The organism is Faecalibacterium sp. I3-3-89 (genome assembly GCF_023347275.1).
GTDB classification, from domain to species: domain Bacteria; phylum Bacillota; class Clostridia; order Oscillospirales; family Ruminococcaceae; genus Faecalibacterium; species Faecalibacterium butyricigenerans.
Window position 1 is genome coordinate 1,551,080 of record NZ_CP094468.1, and the last position, 23,703, is coordinate 1,574,782.

The following is a 23,703-nucleotide window of genomic DNA, read 5'->3' on the forward strand; positions in this document are numbered from 1 at the left end:
GGGCGGTATGCTCAGCCCTCGTAGACCAGCGTGCCCACATTCTCGCCCTGCACGGCGCGGGCGATGTTGTCGGGGTCGGCCAGATCGAACACGAGGATGGGAAGCTTGTTGTCCCGGCAGAGGGTGGCTGCGGTGCCGTCCATGACTGCCAGACGGTCCTCCAGCACCTTGGTGAAGGTGAGGGTCTCGTACTTCTTGGCGTCGGGGTACTTGTGGGGGTCCTTGTCGTAGACGCCGTCCACCATCGTGGCCTTGAACATGATGTCGGCGCTGACCTCAACGGCGCGCAGGGCCGTAGTCGTGTCGGTGGAGAAGAAGGGGTTGCCGGTGCCGCCGCCAAAGATGGCGATCTTGCCCGCGTCCATCGCACGGAGCGCATCCTTGCGGGTGAAGGCCGGGGCCACCTGCGGCATGGTGATGGAGGTGAACACCTCCGTCGGCACGCCCAGCTGCTCCAGCTTGTCGGAGACGGCCAGTGCGTTCATCACCGTTGCCAGCATACCGATCTTATCGGCCAGCGTGCGCTCCATCTTGCCGCTGGAACGGCCGCGCCAGAAGTTGCCGCCGCCCACGACGATACCGATCTGGACGCCCAGCTCATGGGCCTTCTTCACGCCGCCGCAGATCGCGTCCATGGTCGGCTCGTCGAAGCCGGTGCCCTTCTCGCCGCCGAGTGCCTCGCCGCTGATCTTCAGAAGGATACGCTGATATTTCAATGCCATAATAACATACACCACCTGTATCAGATTTGGCCGCGCTGTGCGCTGCCGTTTTTATCTCTTGTCTATTTTACAATAAAACTGCTCCAAAGTAAACAGGCAAACGCCAGCTCTTCGGCAAAGGTTTCTCCCCCGGCCCTCTTTGCGCAAAAAAAGACTGGACATTTGCCCCGGAACATGCTATAATACTGCTTGCATCCCGGCAAAATCGAATATGCGGGCATCGTACATCGGCTAGTATATCAGCCTTCCAAGCTGAGGAGGTGGGTTCGATTCCCATTGCCCGCTCCAATTTTTAGACGCTGGTTCGTAAAGAATCAGCGTCTTTCTTTATGCTCTGGCCCCACTTTTGGCCATATTCCATTCCGGAGACCCAAAAGCGGCCCTTTCCCCGAAAAACAGGGAGAGGGCCGCTTTTCTGTTATATTATAATGTTATTGTCCTCACATACTCCACCGGCTCTTATCTGCCCGGGTGTCGATGTGCACCCAGCCGGTGCGGCGCTTCGGGTGGGAGGCATCCTTCGGGTAGCGCCCGATGCCGCCCCGCCCGGGCAGCAGGGTCTCGGCGTAGGCGGCGACCGAGGCCACCGGGGTGTCCTCCACCCAGAAGTCCGCCGCCCGGCCCAGCAGGTGCTGGCTGGACTTGCTGCCGCCGACGGCAGCATTGTGGGCAGCGGTGCGGTAGCCGCTGGTGATATGCAGGGGCTTTCCGAAGTGCTCCCGGATGCACTGGAGCAGCACCACAAGCTCCTCGTCGAGGAGCACGACGTCGCTGCCCTTGCAGCCGAACTCCCGCACCTTGAAGCTGGGCGAGAGCTGCCGGGTGGAGTCCCGGCGGAGGCTGTATTCACAAATCGACATCTTCAGTCCTCCGCTCCGCCCTTCTTCCCGCAGATCTCTTCAAACTCCGCCTTGGAGAGGATGCCTTTACGGACATACACCCGCAGCATGGCCTCCGAGATGCGGCCCTGCTCCCAGCGTTCGGCCAGTTTTTCCTTGTTGCTCATGTTTTCGTCTCCTTTCTTATTCTGCATCCGGCAGGCTCAGGGCCACCATGTCTTCCAGCGCGTCCGCAATGCGGGTCTGGTCGGAGACGCCGGTGTCCGCAGGCGGGGCATCCTCAAAGGCCTCCATGGCGGCGAGGTAGTCCTCGTCGGTGGTGCAGCCGCTGAAGTCACAGCCTGCCTTCCGGCAGCGCTCCACGGCCTCGTCGAAGATGAGGGCCACGCTGCCGTTGATGACGCCGCCGCCCACGATCATCTTCGCAAAGCGGCCCCACGGGTAGCGGTCGAGCCACTGTTCGGCGGTGAGCACCTCGCCCACCGGGGTGATCACATCGGAGCTGTTGTCGTAGATCTTGTAACGTGCCATTCTGAGTTTCCTCCTTATTCCTTATATGGTATAAACGTCAACGGTGTCATGGTAGAGGCTTTCCGTGTTCCTGCCGCCCGCGAACAACACATAGTCCCCGACGGCGGCAGCGGCCATGCTGTCCCTCGCCTCGCTCAGAGCAGTGATGGTCGTTCTGGTCAGCGAGGCGTCGCAGACATCCACCGTGCCGGACTCATCGCCGCCTGCGAAAAATGCATACCCACCGGCCGTCACCGCATCCGGCTGTCTTGCCGCGCTGAGGATGCTGACCGTTGTTTTGGTGAGGGAGGCGTCGTAGACATCCGCATCGGCCGTATCGCCCGCAAAGAGGGCATATCCGCCCACCGCCGCCGCGGCATAGCTGTTCTGGGCACTGCTCAGGTCTGCCGCTGCCGTGAGGGTCAGGGAAGCGTCGTAGGCGTCCACCACAAGACTGCCATCCTTGGGGGTGCCGCCTGCAAAGAGGGCATGGCTCCCGACGGTCGCGCCCGCCGGGAAGAACCGTTTGGTGGACAGCGGCGTGCCCGCCGTCCGGGTGAGGGCCTCATCGTAGACGTCCACGGTCGTGAAAGCGCCGCCCGTGGTAAGGCCGCCCTGTCCGCCTCCGGCAAAGAGCGCACGGGAGCCAAGCACCGTGCAGCCCATCCTCGTCCGCATCCTGCTCAGCGCGGCGGCTGACGTCCGGGTGAGGGAGGCGTCGTAGGAATCCACCGTGTTATAGCCCCCTCGGGCGGTCGGCGTAGCAGTCCCGCCCGCAAACAGAGCATGCGCCCCGAGCGGCACGGCAGAATGCAGATACCTCTTGTCCCCCAGCGCCGCCGGGGCCGTCCGTGTGAGGGAGGTGTCGTAAGCGTCCACCGTATTGCAGACCGCGTTCGAGGCCGTGCCAGCGAAGCGTCCGCCCCCGATGAGCGCACTGTTCCCTGCCGCTGCGGCCTTTGCGCCGTACTTCGGGGCCGCGAGAGGCACACCCGTCCCGGCATACTCCGGCTCTGCGCTGTAGCACAGCCGCGCCCTGTTCCCGACGCCAACGTACATCTTCCGGACTGCACGGGCCTTGCCCGCCACCCCGACATAGGCTTTTTTCATCCTGCGGGCGACGCCGCCCGCACCTACATAGATCCCCTTTGCCATCTTCTGCCCCCTTTACGCATACACGATGAGCACCTTGTTGGTGGCAAGGCTGCTGCCTGCACCGGGGTCGGCCGTCTGGGCCGCAAAGGTGAATCCGTTGACACTGTTGGCCGTACCGCCCGCCGAGGAAGAACCGGCGTAGCTGTGAGTATGGCTGGCAGCGGCTTTCCCGGCCAACGCGCTGCCGACGGCCTTGGCATCTGCCGCCGCGCCTGACACGGCGAGGGTGGCATCCACCTCCACCGCCTTTCCCGCCGCGCCCGTCTGGCCCCTCGGGCCTTGCGGGCCGGTCGCACCGGCGGGGCCTGCCGGGCCAGTATCGCCTTTTTCGCCTTTCGGCCCCTGCGGGCCTGTGTCGCCCTTCGGGCCTTGTGCGCCCCGTGCACCGGGGTCGCCCTTCTCGCCCTTGAAGTTTCCCGAGGCGATGCCCTCTTGCAGAGTCTTCAGGCTGCGGGCCGCAGCGGCGGCGCTGTCCGACGCGCTGCTCTGGGCCGTCTCGGCCCGCGCAGCGCTCTTCTCCACGTCGGCACCGGCCCCTTCCAGCTGACCCACCAGCTGCTGCCATGCCGGAGTGCCCGGCGGCGGCAGAGTGCCGTCCTCTGTGCCGGAGTTTGCGGCCACCCGGTAGCGCAGATCGGCACTGGTGAGGGTGCGGACGCCGTCGCTGCCCTCGAAGGTGATGCATCCTTCGCCGGGCACTGCCGTGACCAGCGCGGGCACCTCCACCACCCCATCCTCCACCAGCGATGCGGGCGGGCTGCCGCCCGGCGTGTGCCAGAACGCCCGGAGGGTCATCCCCTTCCACTCGTCGGCGGCGCTCACCCTCAGCCGGTAGACGCCGCAGTTCCTGCTGTAGCCGAGCTGCAGCGCATCCATGCTGCCCGGCGTCTTTACTGCGCCGGAGGACGCAAGCGAGAGCTTGTATTCTATCATCCAGAGACCTCCTTTTTTGATTCGGCAGATGCTTTTCCGGCAGGGGCGCTTCTGCCATCACACCCGCCGGGACAAAAATGCCAAGCGGCTCCTGAGCGCAATCAACAACCATTGCTTGTCATTTTCGTCTTTTCTTGTGCCATATGGTAGCATCTCGCCGCTGCGAAGTCAACAGATTTTGCGAAATAGTCGGAAACTTGTGCGAAAACGCGCAGAAAATCGCGCTTTGCCCCTGTCGCAGGCAAAAAAAACGGCCCGGGCCGTGTGCGTACACATCGGCTCGGGCCGGGGCATCTGATTCGATTTTACTGCGGCCGGGGCATCCTGCTCATCTGTCCCACTTGTCGCAGAGGGCGTTGATCTGGTCGGCGAACTTGGCGAGGTCCTTGTTGGCGCCGCCCTCGTTGTGCTCGATGACCCGCAGCAGGCGCTTGCCTGCGCTGAGCAGCCGCTGGAAGACGGTGGCCGCACGGGCTGCACCCTCGCTGACGCGGTGCTCGATGCGGGTGCGGGTGCCTTCCTTCAGGCAGACAGCACCCTCGGCCCCGATGGCCCACTGCTCACCGTTGTAGGGCGCACAGGCGGTGAAGCCCTGCTCGGTGAGGGTCTGGGTGAAGATATTCTCCACCTCGTCCTCGCCATGGATGACGAAGACCCGCTTGGGCTTCGGCTCGAAGGAGTTCACCCACTTCAGCAGGCCCTCCCTGTCGGCGTGGCCCGAAAGGCCGGTAAGCTGGCAGATCTCGGCCTGCACCTCGATGGACTCGCCAAAGAGCTTGACGTTCGTTGCCCCCTCCAGCAGGGAGCGGCCCAGCGTGCTCACAGCCTGATAGCCCACGAAGAGGATGGTGCACTCCTTCCGCCAGAGGTTGTGCTTGAGGTGGTGGCGGATACGGCCCGCCTCGCACATTCCGCTGGCCGAGATGATGACCTTGGGCACGGGGTCGGTGTTGATGGCACGGGACTCGTCGCTGGTAACGCTGACCTTCAGGCCCGGGAACTGGATGGGGTCGATGCCCTTGGCCAGCAGGGCGTTGGCCTCCTTGTCGAAGCAGGAGGGGTCGGTATCCTTGAAGATGCGGGTGGCCTCGATGGCCAGCGGGCTGTCGATATAGACCGGGAAGCAGCCGTGGCCGGTGACAAGGTTCTTCTCCTTGATCTCACGGATGAAGTAGAGCAGCTCCTGCGTGCGTCCCACCGCAAAGCTCGGGATGACCACATTGCCGCCCCGGTCGAAGGTGCGCTGCAAAATTTTCGCCAGCTCGCCCACATAGTCGGGCTTGGGGCCGTGGCAGCGGTCACCGTAGGTGGACTCCATAAAGACATAGTCCGCATCCTTCAGGTAGGTGGGGTCCTTGATGATGGGCTGATGGAGGTTGCCGATGTCGCCGGAGAAGACGAGCTTGGTGGTCGCGCCGTTCTCCGTCACCCAGATCTCGATGCTGGACGAGCCGAGAAGATGGCCCACATCCACAAAGCGGATGACGAGGCCGGGGGCAAGCTCGACCTCTTTGTTGTAGTCGAACCCCCGGAACAGCGCGATGGCCGCCTCGGCGTCCTGAATGGTGTACATCGGCTCCACCGGCTCCGCGCCGGAGCGCTGGCCCTTGCGGTTCTTCCACTCGGCCTCGAACTCCTGAATGTGGGCCGAGTCCCGCAGCATGATGCTGCACAGCTCTGCCGTGGGCTTGGTGGCATAAATTCTGCCCCGGAAGCCGTTGCGCACCAGCAGGGGCAGCAGGCCCGTGTGGTCGATATGGGCATGGGTGGCCAGCACGCCGTCGATCTCGCCCGGTGCAACAGGGATGGGCTGGTTCTCGTAGACATCCTTGCCCTGCTCCATCCCGCAGTCGATGAGGAAGCGCTGTCCCGCCGCTTCCAAAAGGGTACAGCTGCCGGTCACTTCGTGGTTGGCACCCAAAAACGTCAGTTTCATAGACACACCTCCAACGGGTTTATCCAACTTTGGTATACTAAGTATAACACGTTTTGCCCCGCAATGCCGCCCAAATCGAAGGCCGATTCTCGGGCAAAACGCCGAAACCATCAAAAATTTTTTATACAATCTTGACAAACCACCCCCGGATGATATAAACTTAAATCGTATGACGTAACTTCTACAGAGATTCCAAATAGAGAGGTTGTATTTTATGGTTCGTAACGATTTGCGCAATGTCGCTATCATCGCTCACGTTGACCACGGCAAGACCACGCTGGTGGACGCGATGCTGCATCAGAGCGGCGCTTTCCGCGACAATCAGGTCGTGGCAGAGCGTGTCATGGACAGCGGTGACATCGAGCGTGAGCGCGGCATCACCATTCTGGCCAAGAACTGCTCCTGCACCTACAAGGGTGTCAAGATCAATATCGTCGATACCCCGGGCCACGCCGACTTCGGCGGCGAGGTCGAGCGCGTGCTGAAGATGGTCAACGGCGTCCTGCTGCTGGTGGACGCTGCCGAGGGCTGCATGCCCCAGACCCGTTTCGTGCTGCAGAAGGCTCTGCAGCAGAACCTGAGCCTCGTGGTGGCCATCAACAAGATCGACCGCCCCGATGCCCGCATCAAGGAAGTCATCGACGAGGTGCTCTACCTGCTGATGGATCTGGGCGCTACCGATGAGCAGTTGGACTGCCCCATGCTGTTCTGCTGCGGCCGTGAGGGCACCGCAAGCCTCGACCCCGATGTGCCCGGCACCGATCTGGTCCCCCTGTTCGACACCCTGCTGAGCACCATCCGGCCCCCCGAGGGCGACCCCGAGGCTCCCTTCCAGATGCTGGTGTCCTCCGTGGACTACAACGAGTTCGTGGGCCGCATCGGCATCGGCCGCATCCAGAACGGCGTCGCCAAGGTGGGCGAGGAAGTGGTCGTCTGCGACTGGCACAACCCCGACCTGAAGATGCGCGGCCGTCTGACCAAGCTGTATGACTTCCAGGCCAATGGCCGTCAGCCCTGCGACAACATCACCGCAGGCGACATCGTGGCCTTCTCCGGCCTGCCGGACGTCACCATCGGCAACACCCTGTGCAGCCCCTCCAGCGTGGAGCCGCTGCCCTTCGTGAAGATCAACGACCCCACCGTCGAGATGACCTTCTCCGTCAACGACAGCCCGCTGGCCGGCCGCGAGGGCAAGTACGTCACCAGCCGCCAGATCCGCGACCGTCTGCAGAAGGAACTGCTGAAGGACGTCGCCCTGAAGGTGGAGGACTCTGCCACCACCGATTCCTTCCGCGTCATGGGCCGTGGCGAGATGCATCTGTCCATCCTCATCGAGACCATGCGCCGCGAAGGCTATGAGCTGCAGGTCTCTCCCCCGCACGTCCTGACCAAGGTCATCGACGGCAAGACCTACGAGCCTATGGAGCACGTCGTCATCGACGTCCCGACCCAGTATCAGGGCGCTGTCATGACCGGTCTGGGCCAGCGCAAGGCCATCCTGCAGCAGATGGAGTCTCTGGGCACCGACCGCGTGCGTCTGGAGTTCCGTATGCCCAGCCGCGGCCTGTTCGGCTACCGCAACCAGTTCCTGACCGACACCCACGGCGAGGGCATCATCAACCAGATCTTCGACGGCTATGATGTCTGGGCTGGCATGATCGCCAACCGCTCCACCGGCTCTCTGGTCAGCTTCGAGACCGGCGAGGCCGTCACCTACGGCCTGTTCAACGCCCAGCAGCGCGGCACCCTTCTGGTGGGCGCGGGCGAGAAGGTCTACGAGGGCATGGTCATCGGCTACACCGCTTCCGGCGAGGATGTGGACGTCAACGTCTGCAAGACCAAGCACCTGACCAATACCCGTGCTTCCGGCTCTGACGACGCCCTGCGCCTCATCCCCATCAGCAAGCTGAGCCTTGAGGGCTGCCTTGAGTTCCTTGCTCCGGATGAGCTGCTGGAGGTCACTCCCGAGAACCTGCGCATCCGCAAGCAGATCCTTAACCACGAGCAGCGCATGAAGGCAAAGAGCAAGCTGAAGTAAGCTCTTCCCCTATAAAAGCAGCGATCCCGTCCCCTGCATCCCGGATGCAGAGGGCGGGATCTTTTTGCAGCAAAACATCCGCAGCGGCCCGGAACGGGCGCACTGCGGATGTTTTTTCTTATTCTGATGTTCAGCCTGCGTAGGCGCTGCCCGGCGTCCAGACGTTGTCCGCCGCGTACTTGGCGTGGTTGCGCAGATACGTCACCCACGCGCCGTAGCCGTTGCCCGCCGAGAAGTGGACGCCGTCCGGCGCAGCCAGCACCTCTTTCAGGTTGCCCTCGCCGTCGGCCAGCGTCTCCCACAGGTCGAGGTAGACGCAGCCCTTGTCGGCGGCCAGCAGGGCCAGCTGCTCGTTCACCGAGCGGATGATGTCCGAGGCAAGGCCCGGCTTTTCCACGGCCGCCTCGGGGCGGACGGGCGGGATGGACTGGACATAGATGACGCACCCCTCGCCCAGCGTCTGGCGCAGGACATCCAGCATCTGACCGTAATAGGCGAGGAAGCGGTCTGCCGCGCCCACGGTGGTCAGGGTGTTGGTGCCCAGCAGGATATACAGCTTCTTGGGCTGGGCGGCGGCCAGCACATCCAGCGCCACCTCCGGCCCACGCACGCTGCTTTTGACCGCGCTGCGGTTGACGATGGCGTCCGGGCCGACGCCGGTGTAGCCGCAGATGAGCGCGCCGCCGAGGTTGATGCTGTAATCCGAGAAGCCCACGGTCAGGCTGTCGCCGAGGAAGGCCGCGTCGGAGAAGTAGCTCAGATCGACCTGCCCGCAGGCGGGCTGGCGGATGACGCTGCTGTCGTAGGCCCTGACGCTGTAGGCCCCCGCCGTCTGGCGGGCCGGGCCGAACTGCTCCAAGGTCACGGCGGCGGTGCCGTCTGCTGCCGGGGCGGTGCTGTCGGCGCTGCTGTCCGCCCCGCCCTGCATCGGCAGGGGGGCGAGGATATTCTGCGCCGTGCCGTTGGCCGTCACTGTTGGCAGCTCTTCGGTCTGCTTCTGCCCGTGCTCGAGGATGACTGTGATGGCGAAGCTCACCAGCAGGATGCCCGCTGCGGCCCCTGCGAGCCGTGCGAGGCCTCCCGCGCCGCCCCGCCGTCTCCGGCTGGTGCTGTGATACTCATGTGAAATGCCCATAAAGGTGTTCCCGCTTTCGTTTGGTTCTGATGATAGTCTGCCCGGGATGGGGCGGGTTATCCCCCGCTGCGGCCCGTCAGCGCTGTGTGAACCCTATTTTATCATAATTTTTTTGCCTCTGCAACCAATTAGGGCTTGCATACAACAGGCAAAACGGTTACAATAGGAGTAGAGCAGGTTTTTGCACACATTTCTCGAAGTGCTTGCACGACCTGCTAGAATTTTTGTGCGAGTTGCGGCTGCCGATTGTTGGCTCTGCCCCCGCCTGTACACTGTGCAGGGTGTGCGGGCCTCGGAAGGGGCAGGGCGCGGAGCGGCGCTGCGGCGCACAGGAAGTCCAATTTATCGGTAAATGATACAAGGAGGTTCTCATGGCCAAGAATGTGATCATCGGCCAGAGCGGCGGCCCCACCGCCGTCATCAATTCCAGCCTCGCGGGCGTCTACAAGGCAGCCTGCAGTCTGGGCGCAGACAAAGTCTACGGCATGAAGCACGGCATCGAGGGGCTGCTGAAGGAGGAGCTTGTGGAGCTGAACGTCCTGCTGGACGACCGGCTCAGCATCGAGCTGCTCAAGCGCACGCCGTCCAGCTATCTGGGCAGCTGCCGCTACAAGCTGCCCGAGCCGGAGGCAGACTCCACGCCCTACGTCAAGCTGTTCACCCTGTTTGACAAGTACGACATCTGCGCAGTGTTCTACATCGGCGGCAACGACTCGATGGACACCATTGCCAAGCTCAGCCGCTACGGCGCACAGGTGGGCAGCGCGGTGCGGTTCATCGGCGTGCCCAAGACCATCGACAACGACCTCTGCCTCACCGACCACACCCCCGGCTACGGCTCTGCGGCCAAGTACATCGCCACCATCCTCAAGGAGGTCATCCGCGACTCCTCCGTCTACGACATCCGGAGCGTGACCGTGGCCGAGATCATGGGCCGTCACGCCGGCTGGCTGGCCGGTGCGGCCTGTCTGGCGGGCGGCGACGACTGCGACGGCCCCGACCTCATCCTTCTGCCGGAAGTCCCCTTCGAGCCGGACAAGTTCCTCGCCAAGGTGGACGAGTTGCAGCGGGTGAAGTCCAATGTCATCATCGCGGCCAGCGAGGGCGTCAAGACCGCCGACGGCACCTATCTGTGCGACCTCGTCTCCACGGCAGGCCAGCTGGACGCCTTCGGCCACAAGGCCATCCTCAGCGGCACCAGCCGCTATCTGTCCGACCTCATCCACGACAAGCTGAACTGCAAGAGCCGCGCCATCGAGTTCTCGACGCTGCAGCGCTGCGCCAGCCATCTGGCCAGCCGCACCGACGTGAACGAGGCTTACGCCGTGGGCGGCGCTGCGGCGGCAGCAGCCTTTGCCGGTGAGACGGGCAAAATGATCGCGCTCAAGCGCGTATCCGAATATCCCTACCAGTGCATCACCGAGGCAGTGGACGTCCAGAAGGTGGCAAACCTTGAGAAGAAGGTGCCGCTGGACTGGATCGCCCCCGACGGGATGCAGGTGACGGCGGCGTTCGAGGAGTACGCCCGCCCGCTGATCCTCGACGAGGTCACTCCCGTCTACGTCAACGGCACGCCCCGCCACATCCATCTGTAAGGATCGCCTTTTTCCTTTCCCCGCGTCTGTTTTCGTGCACCTGCACGTTTATAGCAATTCAACTTTTTAATGCAACAGCAACAGCGTTGAATTGCATATCGCAAATATGCTGTTTGACTGTTGCACTAATTTCTTGCCTTGCGATAAAATAATGCCGAAACAGAAAAACAAAAAAGGAGAAATCATCATGGGTAAAAATGCAATCGTTGGCCAATCCGGCGGCCCCACCTCTGTCATCAACGCAAGTCTGGCGGGTGTGTTCGAGAGCTGCAAGAGCCGTGGCGCAGACATCGTCTACGGTATGTGCAACGGCGTGGCCGGTCTTCTGGAGGAGCGGGTCGTTGACCTGTCCACCCTGCTGACCGATGACCTTGACATCGAGCTGCTCAAGCGCACCCCCTCCAGCTTCCTCGGCAGCTGCCGCTACAAGCTGCCCGACTGGCACACCGACGAGACTGTGTACAAGAAGCTGTTCGCCATCCTCGAGAAGCTGAATATCGGCTACTTCTTCTACATCGGCGGCAACGACTCGATGGACACCATCGGCAAGCTGGCGGAGTACGGCGAGCGCATCCAGAGCGACATCCGCTTCATGGGCGTGCCCAAGACCATCGACAACGACCTGATGGTCACGGATCACACCCCCGGTTACGGCTCTGCGGCCAAGTACATCGGCGTGGTGATGAAGGAGATCATCCGTGACGCCACCGTCTACGGCACCAAGTACGTCACCGTCGTGGAGATCATGGGCCGCAACGCCGGCTGGCTGACCGCCGCCGCCGCGCTGGCCAAGAGCGACGACTGCGAGGGCGTGGATATGATCTGCCTGCCGGAAGTCCCCTTCAACGTGGAGCACTTCGTCGAGAAGGTGCGGACGATGCAGGAGAAGAAGCCCAGCATCGTCATCGCCGTGTCGGAGGGCGTCAAGCTGGAGGACGGCCGCTACGTCTGCGAGCTGGCAGATGACGTCCATGCAGTGGATGCCTTCGGTCACAAGGCCCTGACCGGCACCGCCCGCTATCTGGCCAACGTGGTGGCCCGCAATCTGGACACCAAGACCCGCTGCATCGAGCTTTCCACCCTGCAGCGCTGCGCCGGACACCTGACCAGCCGCACCGACATCACCGAGGCCTATCAGGTCGGCGGTGCTGCCGCCAAGGCTGCTTTTGAGGGCGTCACCGGCCAGATGGTGGCCCTGAAGCGCATCTCCAACAGCCCCTACCAGTGCACCACCGAGCTGCACCCCATCAGCGAAGTGGCAAACCTCGAGAAGAAGGTGCCGCTGAGCTGGATGAACGAGAATCATACCCAGATGACCGAAGATTTCCTCGCTTACGCACGGCCTCTCATTCAGGCTGAGCTGACCCCGCTGTACATCGCCGGTCTGCCTCACCACATCTACATGAAGACCCAAAAGTAAGCTTCTGTTTCGCAATGACACCCCTGCATCTGCGGGGGTGCTTTTTTGTACGGAAACGACTCGAATTTACCTGTTTTTTGCTTGTATTTTACACAAGCCTGTATTATAATATAGATATATCTGCGTCGTCCGCTGTTGGACGGCGCGTTTTTTCGTGAGTGATCTTCTGATTTTCGAGGAGGCAGAGTATTTCCATGACACAAAATTCCCGGACCAGCGATCTGACCAGCGGCCCCATGCTGCAAAAGATCATCCTGTTTTCCTTGCCGCTGGCGGCATCCAGCGTCCTGCAGCTGCTGTTCAATGCGGCCGACGTGGTGGTCGTGGGCCGTTTTGCGGGCAGCACGGCGCTGGCGGCCGTGGGCTCCAACGGCGCACTCATCAACCTGCTGGTCAACCTGTTCGTGGGCCTGTCGCTGGGCGCGAACGTCGTCGCGGCCCGCTGCTTCGGCGCAAAGGACGAGGAGGGCGTCCACACCACCGTCCAGACGTCGGTGACGCTGGGCCTCGTCAGCGGCCTCTTTCTGGCCGTGGTGGGCATCTTCGCGGCCCGGGGCCTGCTGGAGCTGATGAGCTGCCCTGAGGACGTCATCGACCTGTCCACCCTCTACCTCAAGATCTACTTCATCGGGATGCCCATGACCATGCTGTACAACTTCAGCTCGGCGCTGCTGCGTGCCGTGGGCGACACCAAGCGGCCTCTGTTCTGTCTGGCCGTGGCGGGCGCCATCAATGTGGTGCTGAATCTCGTCTTCGTCATCCTCTTCTCCATGAGCGTGGCGGGCGTCGCGCTGGCCACCATCATCAGCCAGACCGTTTCCGCCTGCATGGTCACGGCCCTGCTGGTGAAGGAGAAAGGCCCGCTCCACCTCGACCTCGGCCATCTGGGCTTCCACGCGGGGGCGCTGGGCCAGATCCTGCGCATCGGCCTGCCCGCCGGCTTGCAGAGCACCGTGTTCAGCCTCTCCAACGTCGTCATCCAGTCGGCGGTCAACTCCTTCGGCTCCACCATCGTGGCGGGCAACTCGGCCGCCTCCAACCTCGAGGGCTTCGTCTACACGGCCATGAACGCCTTCGCGCAGGCCGCCGTCACCTTCACCAGCCAGAACATGGGCGCACGCCGCTACGACAACCTCGACCGCGTCATGCGCAACTGTCTGCTCTGCGCCGCCGTCACCGGCCTCGTGCTGGGCGGTGGTGCCTCCCTGCTGGGCGAGCAGCTGCTCCACTTCTACTCCTCCGACGAGGCCGTGGTCGCGGCCGGTCTGGCTCGTATGCACATCATCTGCACCACCTACCTGCTCTGCGGCTGCATGGACGTGCTGGCCAGCTGTCTGCGCGGCCGGGGCTACTCCGTCCTGCCGATGGTGGTCAGCCTCGTGGGCAGCTGCCTGCTCCGTCTGGTCTGGATCGCCACCATCTTCCAGCTGTTCCGCTCGACCACCACCCTCTATCTCAGCTACCCCATCAGCTGGATCCTGACGGCGCTGGTGCACCTCGGCTGCCTGCTGGTGGTGCGGCATAAGATGAAGCAGGAGATTTCCCTGACGAAGGCGGCATGACCGAGAGGGCAGGCCTCGTCCCCATAAAACAGCAACACAGCGATAAGCATTGGCTTTTTCAGAGCCATCTTATCGCTGTGTTTTTTGTTTCTCGGCAGCATCCTTGCCCTCTCCCAAGGGGAGAGGCTTTAAGCGGGCCTCTTACTTCAGGGTCTTCGCCAGCAGATACCGGTCATAGCCGCCGTACATCTCCCGGCGGCAGACGATCTCGAAGCCGCAGGCGAGGGCGTTGCGGAGGCTGTACTGGTTGTCGGGGCTGACGGTCGCCCCGATGCCCACGATGCCGGGGCGGAGCCGGGTCAGGGCTGCTTCCAGCAGCTTCCGCTGCAGGCCGTTGCCCCGGTAGTCGGGATGGACGATGGCGCTGTCCGCGTTGGCCCAGCCGTCCCACGCGGGTCTGGGGATGCCCATGAAGGCGGCATAGTTGTGCTCGTCCTGCCCGCAGTAGCGCAGGATGAAGTAGGCCCCCAGCCGCCCGCCGTCCCAGCCGCCGATGCACAGGTCGTCCCGCAGATAGCGGGCGATATTTTCCAGCGTGTCGGGCACGAACTGCTCCGGATGGGGCATCCCGGCCCGCACCTCGTTCTGCAAAGCGTAGAAGGCGGCGGCATCCTCCGGCCCGGCGGGGCGCAGGGTCATGGTGCGGCTTTCGGGCCTGCCGCACCCTTTGTGCAGAAGAACTTCCATTCTTGCTCTATCCCTCCAAAATAAAATCATACTTTCCGGTCGATTCCAGTATAAATGCCGTTTGAAACATTGTCAATTTATGTTATAATACTTGTAGAAAAAGTTTCTGCCGGGCATCCTTGTGCCCGGGCAGGGCTTTTTCTGAAGTCCAGGCAGGGCCGCCCTGCCCGTGTACCGGAGGAAACGAACCATGAGAGATCCCAGCTTATCCCCTTCCAGCCGCTTGGGCGGCGCTGTCATCAGCGACCGCATCGTCAGCGCCTTGCTGGAGGAACTGCGCACCGGCCGCTATGCACAGGCCGACCGCCTGCCTGCGGAGGTGGACCTTGCCGCCGAACTCGGCGTCAGCCGCACCGTCATCCGAGACGCACTGAGTGAGATGGAGCGTGCGGGCTACATCGAGCGAGTGCGCGGCATCGGCACAGTGGTCAACCGGAGCGTGCTGGGCCTGCGCAGCCGCTTGGACCAGAAGCTGGAGTATTACCCGCTCATCCGCAGCTTTGGCAGCTACCCCCACGCCGACGGCATCCAGATCTATCCCGTCCGTGCCAACGAAGAGCTGGCCCGGGAGCTGGCCCTCGAGCCGGGCGACGAGGTGATCTGCATCAAGAAGCGCATCCTCGCCGACACCACCCCCGTCATCTACTCCATCGACTACCTGCCCCGCGCCCTCTTCGGCAGCCGGGACTTCACCCGCATCGACCTGTCGGGCGACGTATTCGAGGTCTTGGAGCGGGAGTGCCGCCAGCAGGTGGCTTCCAATGTGGCCCACCTCAAGGCCAGCTGCGGGGACGAATCCATCCGCGCCGCCATGCGTCTGGCCCCCGGCGAGGCCATGCTGCTGCTGGATGAGATCTGCTACAACCGGCTCTGCCATCCCGTCATGCGTTCGCTGAGCTACTACACGAATTTCTTCGACTTCTCGATTCTTCGAAAGCTTCTTTGACGGAGGGAAACAAAACAATATGCGTCATCTGATCGATCCGTTGGATCTCAGCCAGCAGGAGATCACCTCTCTGCTGGATTTGGCCGACCACATCTGCGCCGACCCGGCCGCTTATCAGGATGTGGCCGCCCACAAAAAGCTGGCCACCCTGTTCTACGAGCCGTCCACCCGCACCCGTCTCTCCTTTGAGGCCGCGATGCTGAACCTCGGCGGCCATGTCCTTGGCTTCCCCAGTGAGAACGTGTCCAGCGCATCCAAGGGCGAGAGCGTGGCCGACACCATCCGCGTCGTGTCCTGCTACGCCGACATCGTGGCCATGCGCCACCCCAAGGAGGGCGCACCGCTGCGGGCCAGCCGGTACTCCCGCATCCCTGTCATCAACGCAGGCGACGGCGGACACCAGCACCCCACCCAGACCATGACCGACCTGATGACCATCCGCCGCCGCAAGGGCCGTCTCCACGACCTGACCATCGGCCTGTGCGGTGACCTGAAGTTCGGCCGCACCGTCCACTCCCTCATCAAGACGATGGCACGCTGCGAGAACATCCGCTTCGTCCTCATCAGCCCCGAGGAGCTGCGCGTGCCCGATTACATCATCACCGACGTCCTCGAGGCCAACCACATCCCCTACAAGGAGACCCGCAGCCTCGAGGAATCCATGCCCGAGCTGGACATCCTCTACATGACCCGCGTCCAGAAGGAGCGCTTCTTCAACGAGGAGGACTACATCCGCCTGAAGAACAGCTACATCCTCACCAAGGACAAGATGGCCCTCGCCAAGCCCGACATGGCGGTGCTGCATCCCCTGCCCCGCGTCAACGAGATCGCGCTGGACGTGGACGACGACCCCCGCGCCGCCTACTTCGAGCAGGTGCAGAACGGTGTCTACGTCCGGATGGCACTTATCATGACACTGCTGGGCCTCAAGGACCCCAAGACAGACAAGGAGGACAACTGAAATGCTGAACATTGATGAGATTCAGAACGGTATCGTTATCGACCATATCAAGGCAGGCACGGCCATCGGCCTGATGGACCTGCTGGGCATCAAGGGCAACCGCACCTCCAGTGTGGCCCTCATCCAGAACGCCCGCAGCCACAAAGCTGCATCGGGTCGGAAGGACATCATCAAGGTGGAGGGCGACGCCTCTTGGCTCAACCTCGACGTGCTGGCCTATCTCGACCCCGACATCAGCGTGACCATCATCGAAAATGGCCGGGCCATCAAGAAGGAAAAGCCCCAGCCCCCCAAGCGTCTGGTCAACATCGTGCGGTGCAAGAACCCCCGCTGCATCTCCTCCATCGAGGAAGAGTGCGACCAGATCTTCGAGCTCAGCTCCAACGGCAAGTATCGCTGCATCTACTGTGAGCAGGAGCTGCAGGTCAAGCCGGAATGATCTCCCACTGATCAAAGCGCCCCCGTCAGCCATGCACTGACGGGGGCGCTTTTACGTTATGATGTGATTTTTAATGTCCAGATTGTGCCAGCGTGCGGCCATCAAGCTTCGCCCATTCTCTGCGGCCATTGGACGAACGGCCAAGTATAATAGATGCTGCAGCAGAGGCACTGGTGAATACATTGTCCTCGGCAAATACGTTATTCTGTATTATACCGATCCCTAGCAGAGTTTTTCTCTGTTCCACATAGTTCTGCGGCAATCCACTCGTCACATCTGGGGCAATGCGGCTGCCCTTCAATACCAGAAAACAGTCTTTATCGATAGGATACCCCATAGCGCTGCTCCCGCGACCAGCCAGCAGAAACAGACCTCCGTCCGTCCCACTTTGCCGGGAAGGATTCAACTCCCACTTTTCTGCAAACACTTCGCTCAGCATCGCCTGCCGCTTTTTCACAACATCCGGCGTCCATACAGGCTCATTGATGACCTGCGTCGTGAGAACATAGGAACTCGTGCCGCCTTTTGACTGGAAATATTTTTCCTTTTTGGTCGCGAAGCCATAATTCTGTGCCGCAGAATTTCTCTGCCGGGTCAGCGGCACAAGATTTGCGATGCGGTTGAGCCAATATTTACGCTCCTGCTCATCCGGCCAGAGTTCCAGCCAACTGCCATGGACAGGAGGATGCTGCGGCAGGACATGCTCGATGGTAAACAGCTTCTGATTATACGATGCCCCGCCGTCACTCATGAAAGAGTCCAGCCGCTGGATGATGTAGTTACGGCGCTGTGCGGTCATCGTATAAATTTCGCCATCCAGTGTCTGCTGGAATTGTTCTTTTTCCCAGTCAGTAAGCTCAATGTTTCTCAGTGGATCAGCCAGCGTGCTGTCAGGCCGACTTTCCATTTCCACCAGAAGCCATTTATACCGGTCTACGCGGTGGTTGACGTCCTGCGCGGTCACCAGTAGATAAGATGCCAGCCTTTCCAGCTTTCGGATAAACCAGAGAACGTATTCCGAATCATTCGGGTGCTCTGCGAGAAATTTGATAGCAGGTGGCATCCAGTCGGAGTTATTGGTCTTGTTCAGCCAGAAAAGCAGCCCGTTTACCTCGTCTGCATGATGCGTAGCAGTGAACTCGCAATTTTTCAGCTGAACGTAGGCATTCGTATAGGGTACAAGATAGTCATCGATCAGCTGTTCCGGGGATACCGTCTTTAACACGTATTCTTCAAACTCTTCCCGAAGGGTCTTTTTCTGGCGTTCCTTTACAAATATAGTACGGGTGTGAGTAAACACTTCATTGAACCCGTCACGTCCTGTCAACTCCTCCAGCCCTTCCCATTTTTCCGTGTAGCCCTGCTGTTTTTCTTTGGGAAGACTTCCAATAACAGTCGATTTGATGATGTCTGTCGGCAATAAGTCGAGTCCCCTGCTGTTCATGACCGTAAAAATACGGAACGCGGATTCCTGACTCGGCGTCGAAACGACCACCAGATAGCAACGGGTCAGCAAAAACTGTGTAAATCTTAGCCGATCATCGTCATTGCTGAACATTTCAGCAAAACTCTTGCGAAGCACAGCGCAGTTTTTCTGGATATGCAGCTTTGCCTCGGTGTCCAACACCGCCGGATCCAGCTGCCCCAATGCGTCCAGCTGAATATTCTGGATGTACTTATGGAAAAACGGCTGGTCTTTTTCCTTGAGGAATAATCTCGGCTGGGCCTCGATGCCCTCCAATACATTGCCCTTTTCCTGCAAATATTTTTTGCAGTCCATCTTATAGTCTTCGTTGTCAAATGTGTCGGCAAGAACTGCAAACAGGATGGACAGTGTCGTCAGGCGCTGCTGTCCATCGATGACATCGGCATAGCGGTTCTGTTCATCCTTGATAAGGACGATGCTACCCAGAAAGAAATTTTCGGTGTTCTCTGTCTGGAAAAATCCATATAAATCATCGAACAGCGCGCCCGTTTCATCTTCCGTCCATGCATAAGGGCGCTGGTAGCCCGGGATATGATACTCAAAATCCGAGCTGAATATCTTGGAAAGCGGATATTCTTTTCCGGTTATCTTGCTGCTTACCACACTGCTCATAGCAGGCCCTCTTTTTCTGTTGCTTTCGTACATCCGTTGTGTTTGCAGTATCCCTCAGACCTTCCGCCGCAGCAGGCTCAGGGGCGGCAGCTCGGGGGTGGGGATGGTGTAGTGCTCCATGGCGTGGGGGGTGGACTCCACCAGCTCACCGGCCTCATTTTTGATCCACGCGGGGGTCAGCGGGATGCTGCGGCCATCCGGGCAGAGGGCCTCCAGCGTGTCGCCGAGGCTCCACTTGCCCCGCTGCTGGCAGCTGGCGACGCCGTTCTCCCAGCCGTCCACGGTGCCCACGAACTCCCACTCGCGGATGTAGGTGGCGCTGTCGGTGGCCTGACGGGCCTGCTCCCTGCCAAAGTAGAAGCCCGGCGAATAGTGGCGGTGGCTGGTGCGGGTCAGCTCGGCCAGCACCTCCTCCGGCAGCTCGAAGCTCTCGTTCATGGGGTCGGCCAGATACTGGTCAAGGGCGCGGCGGTAGGCGGCAGTCACGCTGGCGACGTAGTAGAAGGTCTTGGCGCGGCCTTCGATCTTCAGGCTGTCCACGCCCGCCTTGCAGATGAGGTCGAGGAAGGGGGCGGTGCACAGGTCGTTGGCGTTCAGGATGTAGCTGCCGTCCTCGTTCTCGCCGATCTCGTAGAGCTGGCCCGGGCGGGTCTCCTCGCTGAGATAATACTTCCAGCGGCAGGGCTGGGCGCACTGGCCCCGGTTGGCGTCGCGGCCCGCCATGTAGTTGGAGAGCAGGCAGCGGCCCGACACGCTCATGCACATGGCACCGTGGACGAAGGCCTCGATCTCCAGCTCCGGCGGGGTCTTGTCCCGGAGGGTGGCGATGTCCTGTAAGGTCATCTCCCGGGCCAGCACCACCCGCTTCGCGCCCATGTTGTAGGCGGCGCGGGCTGCGGCCCAGTTGGTGATGCCGGTCTGGGTGGACATATGGACGTCGATGTCGGGCGCAAAGGTCTTGCAGGCGTCCAGAACGCCGAGGTCGGCCACGATGAAGGCGTCCACACCGGCGGCAGCCGCGTCCTTGATGGCCTGCGGCAGGCGGTCGGCCTCCTCATTGGTGGGCAGGGTGTTCATGGTCAGGTAGACCTTGCGGCCCCGGGCGTGGGCGTAGATGACGCCCTCTGTCAGCTGCTCGGGGGTGAAGTTGGTGGGTGCAGAGCGCATCCCGAACTCGGGCAGGGCGCAGTAGACGGCGTCCGCGCCGTAGTTGATGGCGTACCGCAGGCGCTCGAGGTCGCCCGCCGGGGCCAGAAGTTCCGGTATCTGTAACATGATATTCCTCTTTTACGTTAAGCTTTTATTGACTTTTGCCGCCGCATCGCAGTTTTTCTGATGGTCTGCGTAGGTGCGGGCGTAGTAGTAGTTTCCCTTGCGGTCGGTGACGAAGAAATAGGCGTCCTCTGCCTCCTCGTCGGGCTGGGGGGCGAGGGCGGCACGGAGGGCCGCGATGCCGGGGTTGGAGATGGGTCCGGCAGGCAGGCCGGTGCAGGTGTAGGTGTCGTAGGCCGTCCGGATGTTCTCCGGGATGCTGTCCCAGCCGCCGTAATAGGGCGCGACCCAGTTCCAGAGATAGTTGTTGTCGGCGTCGCTCTGGACGTAGCTGGAGGTGTTGCTCTGGAGCTTGGGGTAGGGCGAACCCTCGGCCAGACGGTTGCGGAACACCTGCGCCACGTTGTCGTCCTGCGCGTTGCCCGCCTCCTCCTGCACGAAGGACGCCAGCGTCACCACCTCGGGCAGGGTCATCCCCTGCTCGTCCATCGCCGCATACATCTCGTCGGTGATCTGCTTATCGAAGTGGGCATAGAACGTCTCCACATAATGATGGACGGTGTCGTCCTTCAAAAAGTCGTAGGTGTCCGGGAAAAGATAGCCCTCACACTTGAGGAAGCGGTCGGGGGCGTCCTTGTCGTCCGGGACGTACTGCCAGAACCGGTACGAGCTGAAATCGCCGGTGTTGGCCTCCGCAAGGAAGTCCTCGGCGCTGCACAGCCCCGCGTCCTCCATCTTCCGGGCGATGGCGATGGCCGTCGTGCCCTCGGGGAAGGTCAGCCGGACGCTGTCGGCCTGCGCGTAGGCAGAGAGGGCCGCGATGATAGCATCGTAGGAGCTGCCGGGGGCAAGCTCGAACTCTCCGTATTGGAGCTTCGCTGCCGCGCCCTGCCGGCCCACATACCAGCGGAAGAGGTGGGGGTACCGGATGACGCCCGCCTCCTTGAGGCGGTTGGCGATGGCGGCCACGCCGCTGCCCTGCGGGATGCTCACGCTCACCGCACTCTGGGCAGACGCGCTGCCGTTTATTTCTTTCTTCGCGGCCAGCAGACAGCCGCCCGCCGTCAGGATCACGACCAGCAGCACAGCCAAAATAACTTTCGCTGCTCCGTCTTTTTTCTTCTTTCCTTGTTGTGCCATACGCACTCCTTTATCGTCCGTTCAGCTCTCCATCATCAGCCGCATATAGCTTTCTTCCACGTCGAAGGGTTCGGCGTCGAACCGGATCATGCCGTAATCCTGCCGTCTGCCCTCGCCGAGGAAGAGGTTCTGGGCCGCGCCCACCGTGATGACGGCGCGCTCCACGATGACCTCCTTCTCCCGGGCGGCTTCCATCAGCACCTCGGCAGAGCGGTCGTCCTCGGCCATCATCTCCACAAAGTAGAGGGTGTCCTCCCGGCGGAAATAGACGCCGTAGCCCTTCCCGCTGGACACGATGGTGGCACCCCGGGCGTAGAGGTCGCCCAGCACGACGGCCATCCGCTCCGGCGGGAGCTGGACGGTATCGGGGCAGAAGCGCTCCCGCAGCTCACAGAGCTTGCGGGCGGTGACGGAGTCGAACTCGGCCTGACTCCACAGGTTGCGGGACACCTCCCGGGGCAGGCAGCGGAGGGGGAAGGCCCAGCGGAAGCCCTTGCTTTCCAGCAGAGCGGCCTGCTCCTGCCCCTGCGGCACAGCCACCGTGAAGCCCGCCCCCCGCAGCTTCTGCTGGGCGCAGAGATAGTCCACGAGGCCCGCGAGGAGCAGCTCACCCTTCCCGCACAGGCCATAAAGATAGCTGCCGCTGCGGCCCCTGAGGGTGACCGGAACGGCCAGCGCAGCGGCCTCGAGCCGTCCGTTCTCCTCGGCGACATAGACATTCTCCACCCCGGCGAACTGTTCCAGAGCGGTCTTGGCAAAGGCGGCGCTGTCGCCCCGCTCTGCCTGCCACAGTGCCACGACTGCCGCCTCTTCAGACGGCTGCATCAAACGATACATCGATAGTATCCCTCCTTTTTTCGCGGTTATCCGAGCACGTTTCCGGCCAGCGCCTGCACCTCGGCCTGAATGTCCTCGATGGTGCGCATGGCCCCGTCCACCGTGCAGTGGACGGTGGCCCAGCCCAGATGCTCCGCGCAGTACTCGGCGGCGCGGCGGCTGCGGGCCAGATATTCGGTGTCCTTTTCGTGGACGTCCTTCCTGCTCTCGTCGCCGTGGTAGCGGCCGGTCATGAGCTTCTGGCTCACGGCGGGGTCTACCTGTAAGTAAACGACGGCGTCCGGCGCGGGCAGGCCTAAAAGCTGGTACTCATATTCGAAGGCCCAGCGGAGGAAGCCGTCCCACTGGTCGGGCGGGAGCTTGGAACACTGGTGGACGGCGTTCGACGTGGTGTAGCGGTCGGCGATGACGATGCCGCCCGCCTCATAGAAGCTGCCCCATTTGGTCTTATAGCTGGCGTACCGGTCCACGGCGTAGAAGCTGGACGCGGCGTAGGGGTTGACGTCGTCGGGCCTGCTGCCGAACTGGCCGGAGAGGTACATCTTTACCAGCGCGCTGGAATCGCTCTCGTAGTCCGGGAAGGTGATCTCCATCACCCTGCGGCCGCTCCCGGCCAGATGGGCGGCCAGAAGCTTTGCCTGCGTGGCCTTGCCGGAGCCGTCCAGACCCTCGAGGACGAGAAGCTTGCCCTTGCTCATTCTGCTCTCTCCCCTTTCAGCGCGGCGTACCGGGCGCGGACCTCAGCGGTGCGGCCACAGCACATCCTGCCCTCCGGGCAGGGGCCGGACACGCAGGCCGGGCCAGCGGTGCGGAAGAGATGGGGTGCCACCGGGTAGACCAGCCGCAGCATCTCCTCGGCCAGCTGCCGGATCTCCCACTGGGCGCGGCTGCAGCAGCGGAGGTGGAAGAAATTCTGGAGGCTGCGAGCGTTCATGGTCACGACCATCTTGGTCTCGCAGGCGTTGGGCAGGACGAAGCGGGCGTCCTCGTTGGCCTGCTTGGAGGCCTTGGCCCGGGCCTGCTTTTCGGGCAGGCCCTCGGCCATCAGGCGGGCGGTGTGGCCCTCCTCCAGCTTCTTCACAAGGTCGAGGTAGCGCTTGGCATCCTCGTCCATGCTCTCGAGGAAAGCCGCCTTTGCCTCGGGGATGGCCTCGATCTCGGGCGGGATGACGTAGCGGAAATCGTCCAGACGGACGTACCGCTGGCTCTGGACACTGAAGGACGCGATGCGGTGGCGGGTGATCTGGGCCAGCAGGGTGCGGCTCACCCCCTCGATGCCGAAGGTGAAGCTGGCGTGCTCGATGGGGCTGGCGTGGCCCACGTCGCTGAGCATGGTCAGGAAGCGGGCGGTCTTTTCCTCATCCAGCCCGTCCAGAAGGTCGGTGATGTGGGCGTCGGAGTAGCAGAGCTTCGCCGCCGCCGCCACCACCTTCTCCGGCTCCGGCGTGTGTGCGATCAATCGGACAGTCATCATTTTT

General features: G+C 62.1%; 22 protein-coding genes and 1 tRNA gene. 8 read left to right on the plus strand and 15 right to left on the minus strand.

All coding sequences use genetic code 11. The features are described 5' to 3' along the window. Positions 1-11: 11 nt before the first annotated feature. A complete protein-coding gene (pyrH, locus tag MTP38_RS07255) occupies positions 12-722 on the minus strand; it encodes a UMP kinase (RefSeq protein ID WP_227620779.1) in 711 nt (236 codons plus the stop codon). A gap of 213 nt (positions 723-935) precedes the next feature. Here pyrH and MTP38_RS07260 point away from each other — a divergent pair. After that, positions 936-1,010: transfer RNA gene (locus MTP38_RS07260), tRNA-Gly, on the plus strand. A gap of 152 nt (positions 1,011-1,162) precedes the next feature. Here the strand turns inward: MTP38_RS07260 and MTP38_RS07265 are convergent. The 6 genes from MTP38_RS07265 to MTP38_RS07290 all read right to left on the minus strand — a co-directional run bounded on the left by MTP38_RS07265 (position 1,163) and on the right by MTP38_RS07290 (position 6,095). Next, positions 1,163-1,582 (minus strand): YcbK family protein, encoded by a 420-nt coding sequence (locus MTP38_RS07265; protein WP_249233118.1) that lies wholly within the window; start codon positions 1,580-1,582, stop codon positions 1,163-1,165. A 2-nt stretch (positions 1,583-1,584) separates the two neighbouring features. Continuing rightward, complete coding sequence (locus MTP38_RS07270) at positions 1,585-1,728, minus strand: XkdX family protein (protein WP_249233119.1); 144 nt, start codon at positions 1,726-1,728, stop codon at positions 1,585-1,587. Between the two features lie 16 nt (positions 1,729-1,744). Beyond that, positions 1,745-2,092 (minus strand): hypothetical protein, encoded by a 348-nt coding sequence (locus tag MTP38_RS07275; protein ID WP_249233120.1) that lies wholly within the window; start codon positions 2,090-2,092, stop codon positions 1,745-1,747. Between the two features lie 21 nt (positions 2,093-2,113). Then, on the minus strand, positions 2,114-3,226 hold the full coding sequence (locus MTP38_RS07280) for a hypothetical protein (protein ID WP_249233121.1): 1,113 nt from the start codon (positions 3,224-3,226) through the stop codon (positions 2,114-2,116). 12 nt (positions 3,227-3,238) lie between these two features. Next, the gene (locus MTP38_RS13660; protein ID WP_269076667.1) at positions 3,239-4,159 is read right to left on the minus strand and encodes a hypothetical protein; all 921 of its coding nucleotides are present in this window, start codon (positions 4,157-4,159) and stop codon (positions 3,239-3,241) included. Positions 4,160-4,487: 328 nt separating this feature from the next. Next, complete coding sequence (locus MTP38_RS07290) at positions 4,488-6,095, minus strand: MBL fold metallo-hydrolase RNA specificity domain-containing protein (protein WP_249233122.1); 1,608 nt, start codon at positions 6,093-6,095, stop codon at positions 4,488-4,490. 214 nt (positions 6,096-6,309) lie between these two features. Between MTP38_RS07290 and typA the strand changes: the two genes are divergently transcribed. Next, positions 6,310-8,133, plus strand: coding sequence for a translational GTPase TypA (typA, locus tag MTP38_RS07295; protein WP_227620773.1), 1,824 nt, complete (start codon positions 6,310-6,312; stop codon positions 8,131-8,133). 130 nt (positions 8,134-8,263) lie between these two features. On the opposite strand, the gene MTP38_RS07300 is transcribed toward typA, so the two are convergent. Next, complete coding sequence (locus tag MTP38_RS07300; RefSeq protein WP_227620772.1) at positions 8,264-9,268, minus strand: GDSL-type esterase/lipase family protein; 1,005 nt, start codon at positions 9,266-9,268, stop codon at positions 8,264-8,266. Positions 9,269-9,639: 371 nt separating this feature from the next. On the opposite strand from MTP38_RS07300, the gene MTP38_RS07305 reads away from it, so the two are divergent. The 3 genes from MTP38_RS07305 to MTP38_RS07315 all read left to right on the plus strand — a co-directional run bounded on the left by MTP38_RS07305 (position 9,640) and on the right by MTP38_RS07315 (position 13,845). After that, positions 9,640-10,863 (plus strand): 6-phosphofructokinase, encoded by a 1,224-nt coding sequence (locus tag MTP38_RS07305; protein WP_249233123.1) that lies wholly within the window; start codon positions 9,640-9,642, stop codon positions 10,861-10,863. Positions 10,864-11,050: 187 nt separating this feature from the next. After that, positions 11,051-12,283 carry a 6-phosphofructokinase gene (locus MTP38_RS07310; RefSeq protein ID WP_249233124.1) on the plus strand — a complete coding sequence of 411 codons (1,233 nt, stop codon included), beginning with the start codon at positions 11,051-11,053 and terminating at the stop codon, positions 12,281-12,283. Between the two features lie 194 nt (positions 12,284-12,477). Continuing rightward, on the plus strand, positions 12,478-13,845 hold the full coding sequence (locus MTP38_RS07315) for an MATE family efflux transporter (RefSeq protein ID WP_249233125.1): 1,368 nt from the start codon (positions 12,478-12,480) through the stop codon (positions 13,843-13,845). Positions 13,846-13,986: 141 nt separating this feature from the next. On the opposite strand, the gene MTP38_RS07320 is transcribed toward MTP38_RS07315, so the two are convergent. Continuing rightward, entirely contained in the window at positions 13,987-14,532 is a 546-nt protein-coding gene (locus MTP38_RS07320; protein ID WP_249233126.1) for a GNAT family N-acetyltransferase, read from the minus strand. Between the two features lie 190 nt (positions 14,533-14,722). Here MTP38_RS07320 and MTP38_RS07325 point away from each other — a divergent pair, with 190 nt between their 5' ends. Genes MTP38_RS07325 through MTP38_RS07335 form a run of 3 tightly spaced genes read left to right on the plus strand, consistent with a single transcriptional unit; the run spans position 14,723 to position 16,878 of the window. After that, complete coding sequence (locus MTP38_RS07325; RefSeq protein ID WP_249233127.1) at positions 14,723-15,478, plus strand: GntR family transcriptional regulator; 756 nt, start codon at positions 14,723-14,725, stop codon at positions 15,476-15,478. A 19-nt stretch (positions 15,479-15,497) separates the two neighbouring features. Next, positions 15,498-16,439 carry an aspartate carbamoyltransferase gene (gene pyrB / locus MTP38_RS07330; protein ID WP_249233128.1) on the plus strand — a complete coding sequence of 314 codons (942 nt, stop codon included), beginning with the start codon at positions 15,498-15,500 and terminating at the stop codon, positions 16,437-16,439. A 1-nt stretch (position 16,440) separates the two neighbouring features. Next, a complete protein-coding gene (locus tag MTP38_RS07335; RefSeq protein ID WP_249233129.1) occupies positions 16,441-16,878 on the plus strand; it encodes an aspartate carbamoyltransferase regulatory subunit in 438 nt (145 codons plus the stop codon). Positions 16,879-16,948: 70 nt separating this feature from the next. On the opposite strand, the gene MTP38_RS07340 is transcribed toward MTP38_RS07335, so the two are convergent. Genes MTP38_RS07340 through thyX form a run of 6 tightly spaced genes read right to left on the minus strand, consistent with a single transcriptional unit; the run spans position 16,949 to position 23,699 of the window. After that, positions 16,949-18,976 carry a DUF4357 domain-containing protein gene (locus MTP38_RS07340; RefSeq protein ID WP_249233130.1) on the minus strand — a complete coding sequence of 676 codons (2,028 nt, stop codon included), beginning with the start codon at positions 18,974-18,976 and terminating at the stop codon, positions 16,949-16,951. Positions 18,977-19,030: 54 nt separating this feature from the next. Beyond that, entirely contained in the window at positions 19,031-20,251 is a 1,221-nt protein-coding gene (locus MTP38_RS07345) for a peptidase U32 family protein (protein ID WP_227620760.1), read from the minus strand. Positions 20,252-20,263: 12 nt separating this feature from the next. Continuing rightward, positions 20,264-21,388 carry an endolytic transglycosylase MltG gene (mltG, locus tag MTP38_RS07350; protein WP_249233131.1) on the minus strand — a complete coding sequence of 375 codons (1,125 nt, stop codon included), beginning with the start codon at positions 21,386-21,388 and terminating at the stop codon, positions 20,264-20,266. Between the two features lie 21 nt (positions 21,389-21,409). Then, on the minus strand, positions 21,410-22,225 hold the full coding sequence (locus tag MTP38_RS07355; protein WP_227620758.1) for a hypothetical protein: 816 nt from the start codon (positions 22,223-22,225) through the stop codon (positions 21,410-21,412). A 26-nt stretch (positions 22,226-22,251) separates the two neighbouring features. After that, positions 22,252-22,923 carry a dTMP kinase gene (locus MTP38_RS07360; RefSeq protein ID WP_249233132.1) on the minus strand — a complete coding sequence of 224 codons (672 nt, stop codon included), beginning with the start codon at positions 22,921-22,923 and terminating at the stop codon, positions 22,252-22,254. Then, the gene (gene thyX / locus MTP38_RS07365; protein ID WP_249233133.1) at positions 22,920-23,699 is read right to left on the minus strand and encodes an FAD-dependent thymidylate synthase; all 780 of its coding nucleotides are present in this window, start codon (positions 23,697-23,699) and stop codon (positions 22,920-22,922) included. Before thyX ends, MTP38_RS07360 begins: the two co-directional genes overlap by 4 nt. Between the last annotated feature and the right edge of the window lie 4 nt (positions 23,700-23,703).

Coding starts and splice junctions, on each gene's coding strand:
- pyrH (WP_227620779.1), bottom strand. CDS start 722: ATGGCATTGAAATATCAGCGTATCCTTCTGAAGATCAGCGGCGAGGCA.
- MTP38_RS07265 (WP_249233118.1), bottom strand. CDS start 1,582: ATGTCGATTTGTGAATACAGCCTCCGCCGGGACTCCACCCGGCAGCTC.
- MTP38_RS07270 (WP_249233119.1), bottom strand. CDS start 1,728: ATGAGCAACAAGGAAAAACTGGCCGAACGCTGGGAGCAGGGCCGCATC.
- MTP38_RS07275 (WP_249233120.1), bottom strand. CDS start 2,092: ATGGCACGTTACAAGATCTACGACAACAGCTCCGATGTGATCACCCCG.
- MTP38_RS07280 (WP_249233121.1), bottom strand. CDS start 3,226: ATGGCAAAGGGGATCTATGTAGGTGCGGGCGGCGTCGCCCGCAGGATG.
- MTP38_RS13660 (WP_269076667.1), bottom strand. CDS start 4,159: ATGATAGAATACAAGCTCTCGCTTGCGTCCTCCGGCGCAGTAAAGACG.
- MTP38_RS07290 (WP_249233122.1), bottom strand. CDS start 6,095: ATGAAACTGACGTTTTTGGGTGCCAACCACGAAGTGACCGGCAGCTGT.
- typA (WP_227620773.1), top strand. CDS start 6,310: ATGGTTCGTAACGATTTGCGCAATGTCGCTATCATCGCTCACGTTGAC.
- MTP38_RS07300 (WP_227620772.1), bottom strand. CDS start 9,268: ATGGGCATTTCACATGAGTATCACAGCACCAGCCGGAGACGGCGGGGC.
- MTP38_RS07305 (WP_249233123.1), top strand. CDS start 9,640: ATGGCCAAGAATGTGATCATCGGCCAGAGCGGCGGCCCCACCGCCGTC.
- MTP38_RS07310 (WP_249233124.1), top strand. CDS start 11,051: ATGGGTAAAAATGCAATCGTTGGCCAATCCGGCGGCCCCACCTCTGTC.
- MTP38_RS07315 (WP_249233125.1), top strand. CDS start 12,478: ATGACACAAAATTCCCGGACCAGCGATCTGACCAGCGGCCCCATGCTG.
- MTP38_RS07320 (WP_249233126.1), bottom strand. CDS start 14,532: ATGGAAGTTCTTCTGCACAAAGGGTGCGGCAGGCCCGAAAGCCGCACC.
- MTP38_RS07325 (WP_249233127.1), top strand. CDS start 14,723: ATGAGAGATCCCAGCTTATCCCCTTCCAGCCGCTTGGGCGGCGCTGTC.
- pyrB (WP_249233128.1), top strand. CDS start 15,498: ATGCGTCATCTGATCGATCCGTTGGATCTCAGCCAGCAGGAGATCACC.
- MTP38_RS07335 (WP_249233129.1), top strand. CDS start 16,441: ATGCTGAACATTGATGAGATTCAGAACGGTATCGTTATCGACCATATC.
- MTP38_RS07340 (WP_249233130.1), bottom strand. CDS start 18,976: ATGAGCAGTGTGGTAAGCAGCAAGATAACCGGAAAAGAATATCCGCTT.
- MTP38_RS07345 (WP_227620760.1), bottom strand. CDS start 20,251: ATGTTACAGATACCGGAACTTCTGGCCCCGGCGGGCGACCTCGAGCGC.
- mltG (WP_249233131.1), bottom strand. CDS start 21,388: ATGGCACAACAAGGAAAGAAGAAAAAAGACGGAGCAGCGAAAGTTATT.
- MTP38_RS07355 (WP_227620758.1), bottom strand. CDS start 22,225: ATGTATCGTTTGATGCAGCCGTCTGAAGAGGCGGCAGTCGTGGCACTG.
- MTP38_RS07360 (WP_249233132.1), bottom strand. CDS start 22,923: ATGAGCAAGGGCAAGCTTCTCGTCCTCGAGGGTCTGGACGGCTCCGGC.
- thyX (WP_249233133.1), bottom strand. CDS start 23,699: ATGATGACTGTCCGATTGATCGCACACACGCCGGAGCCGGAGAAGGTG.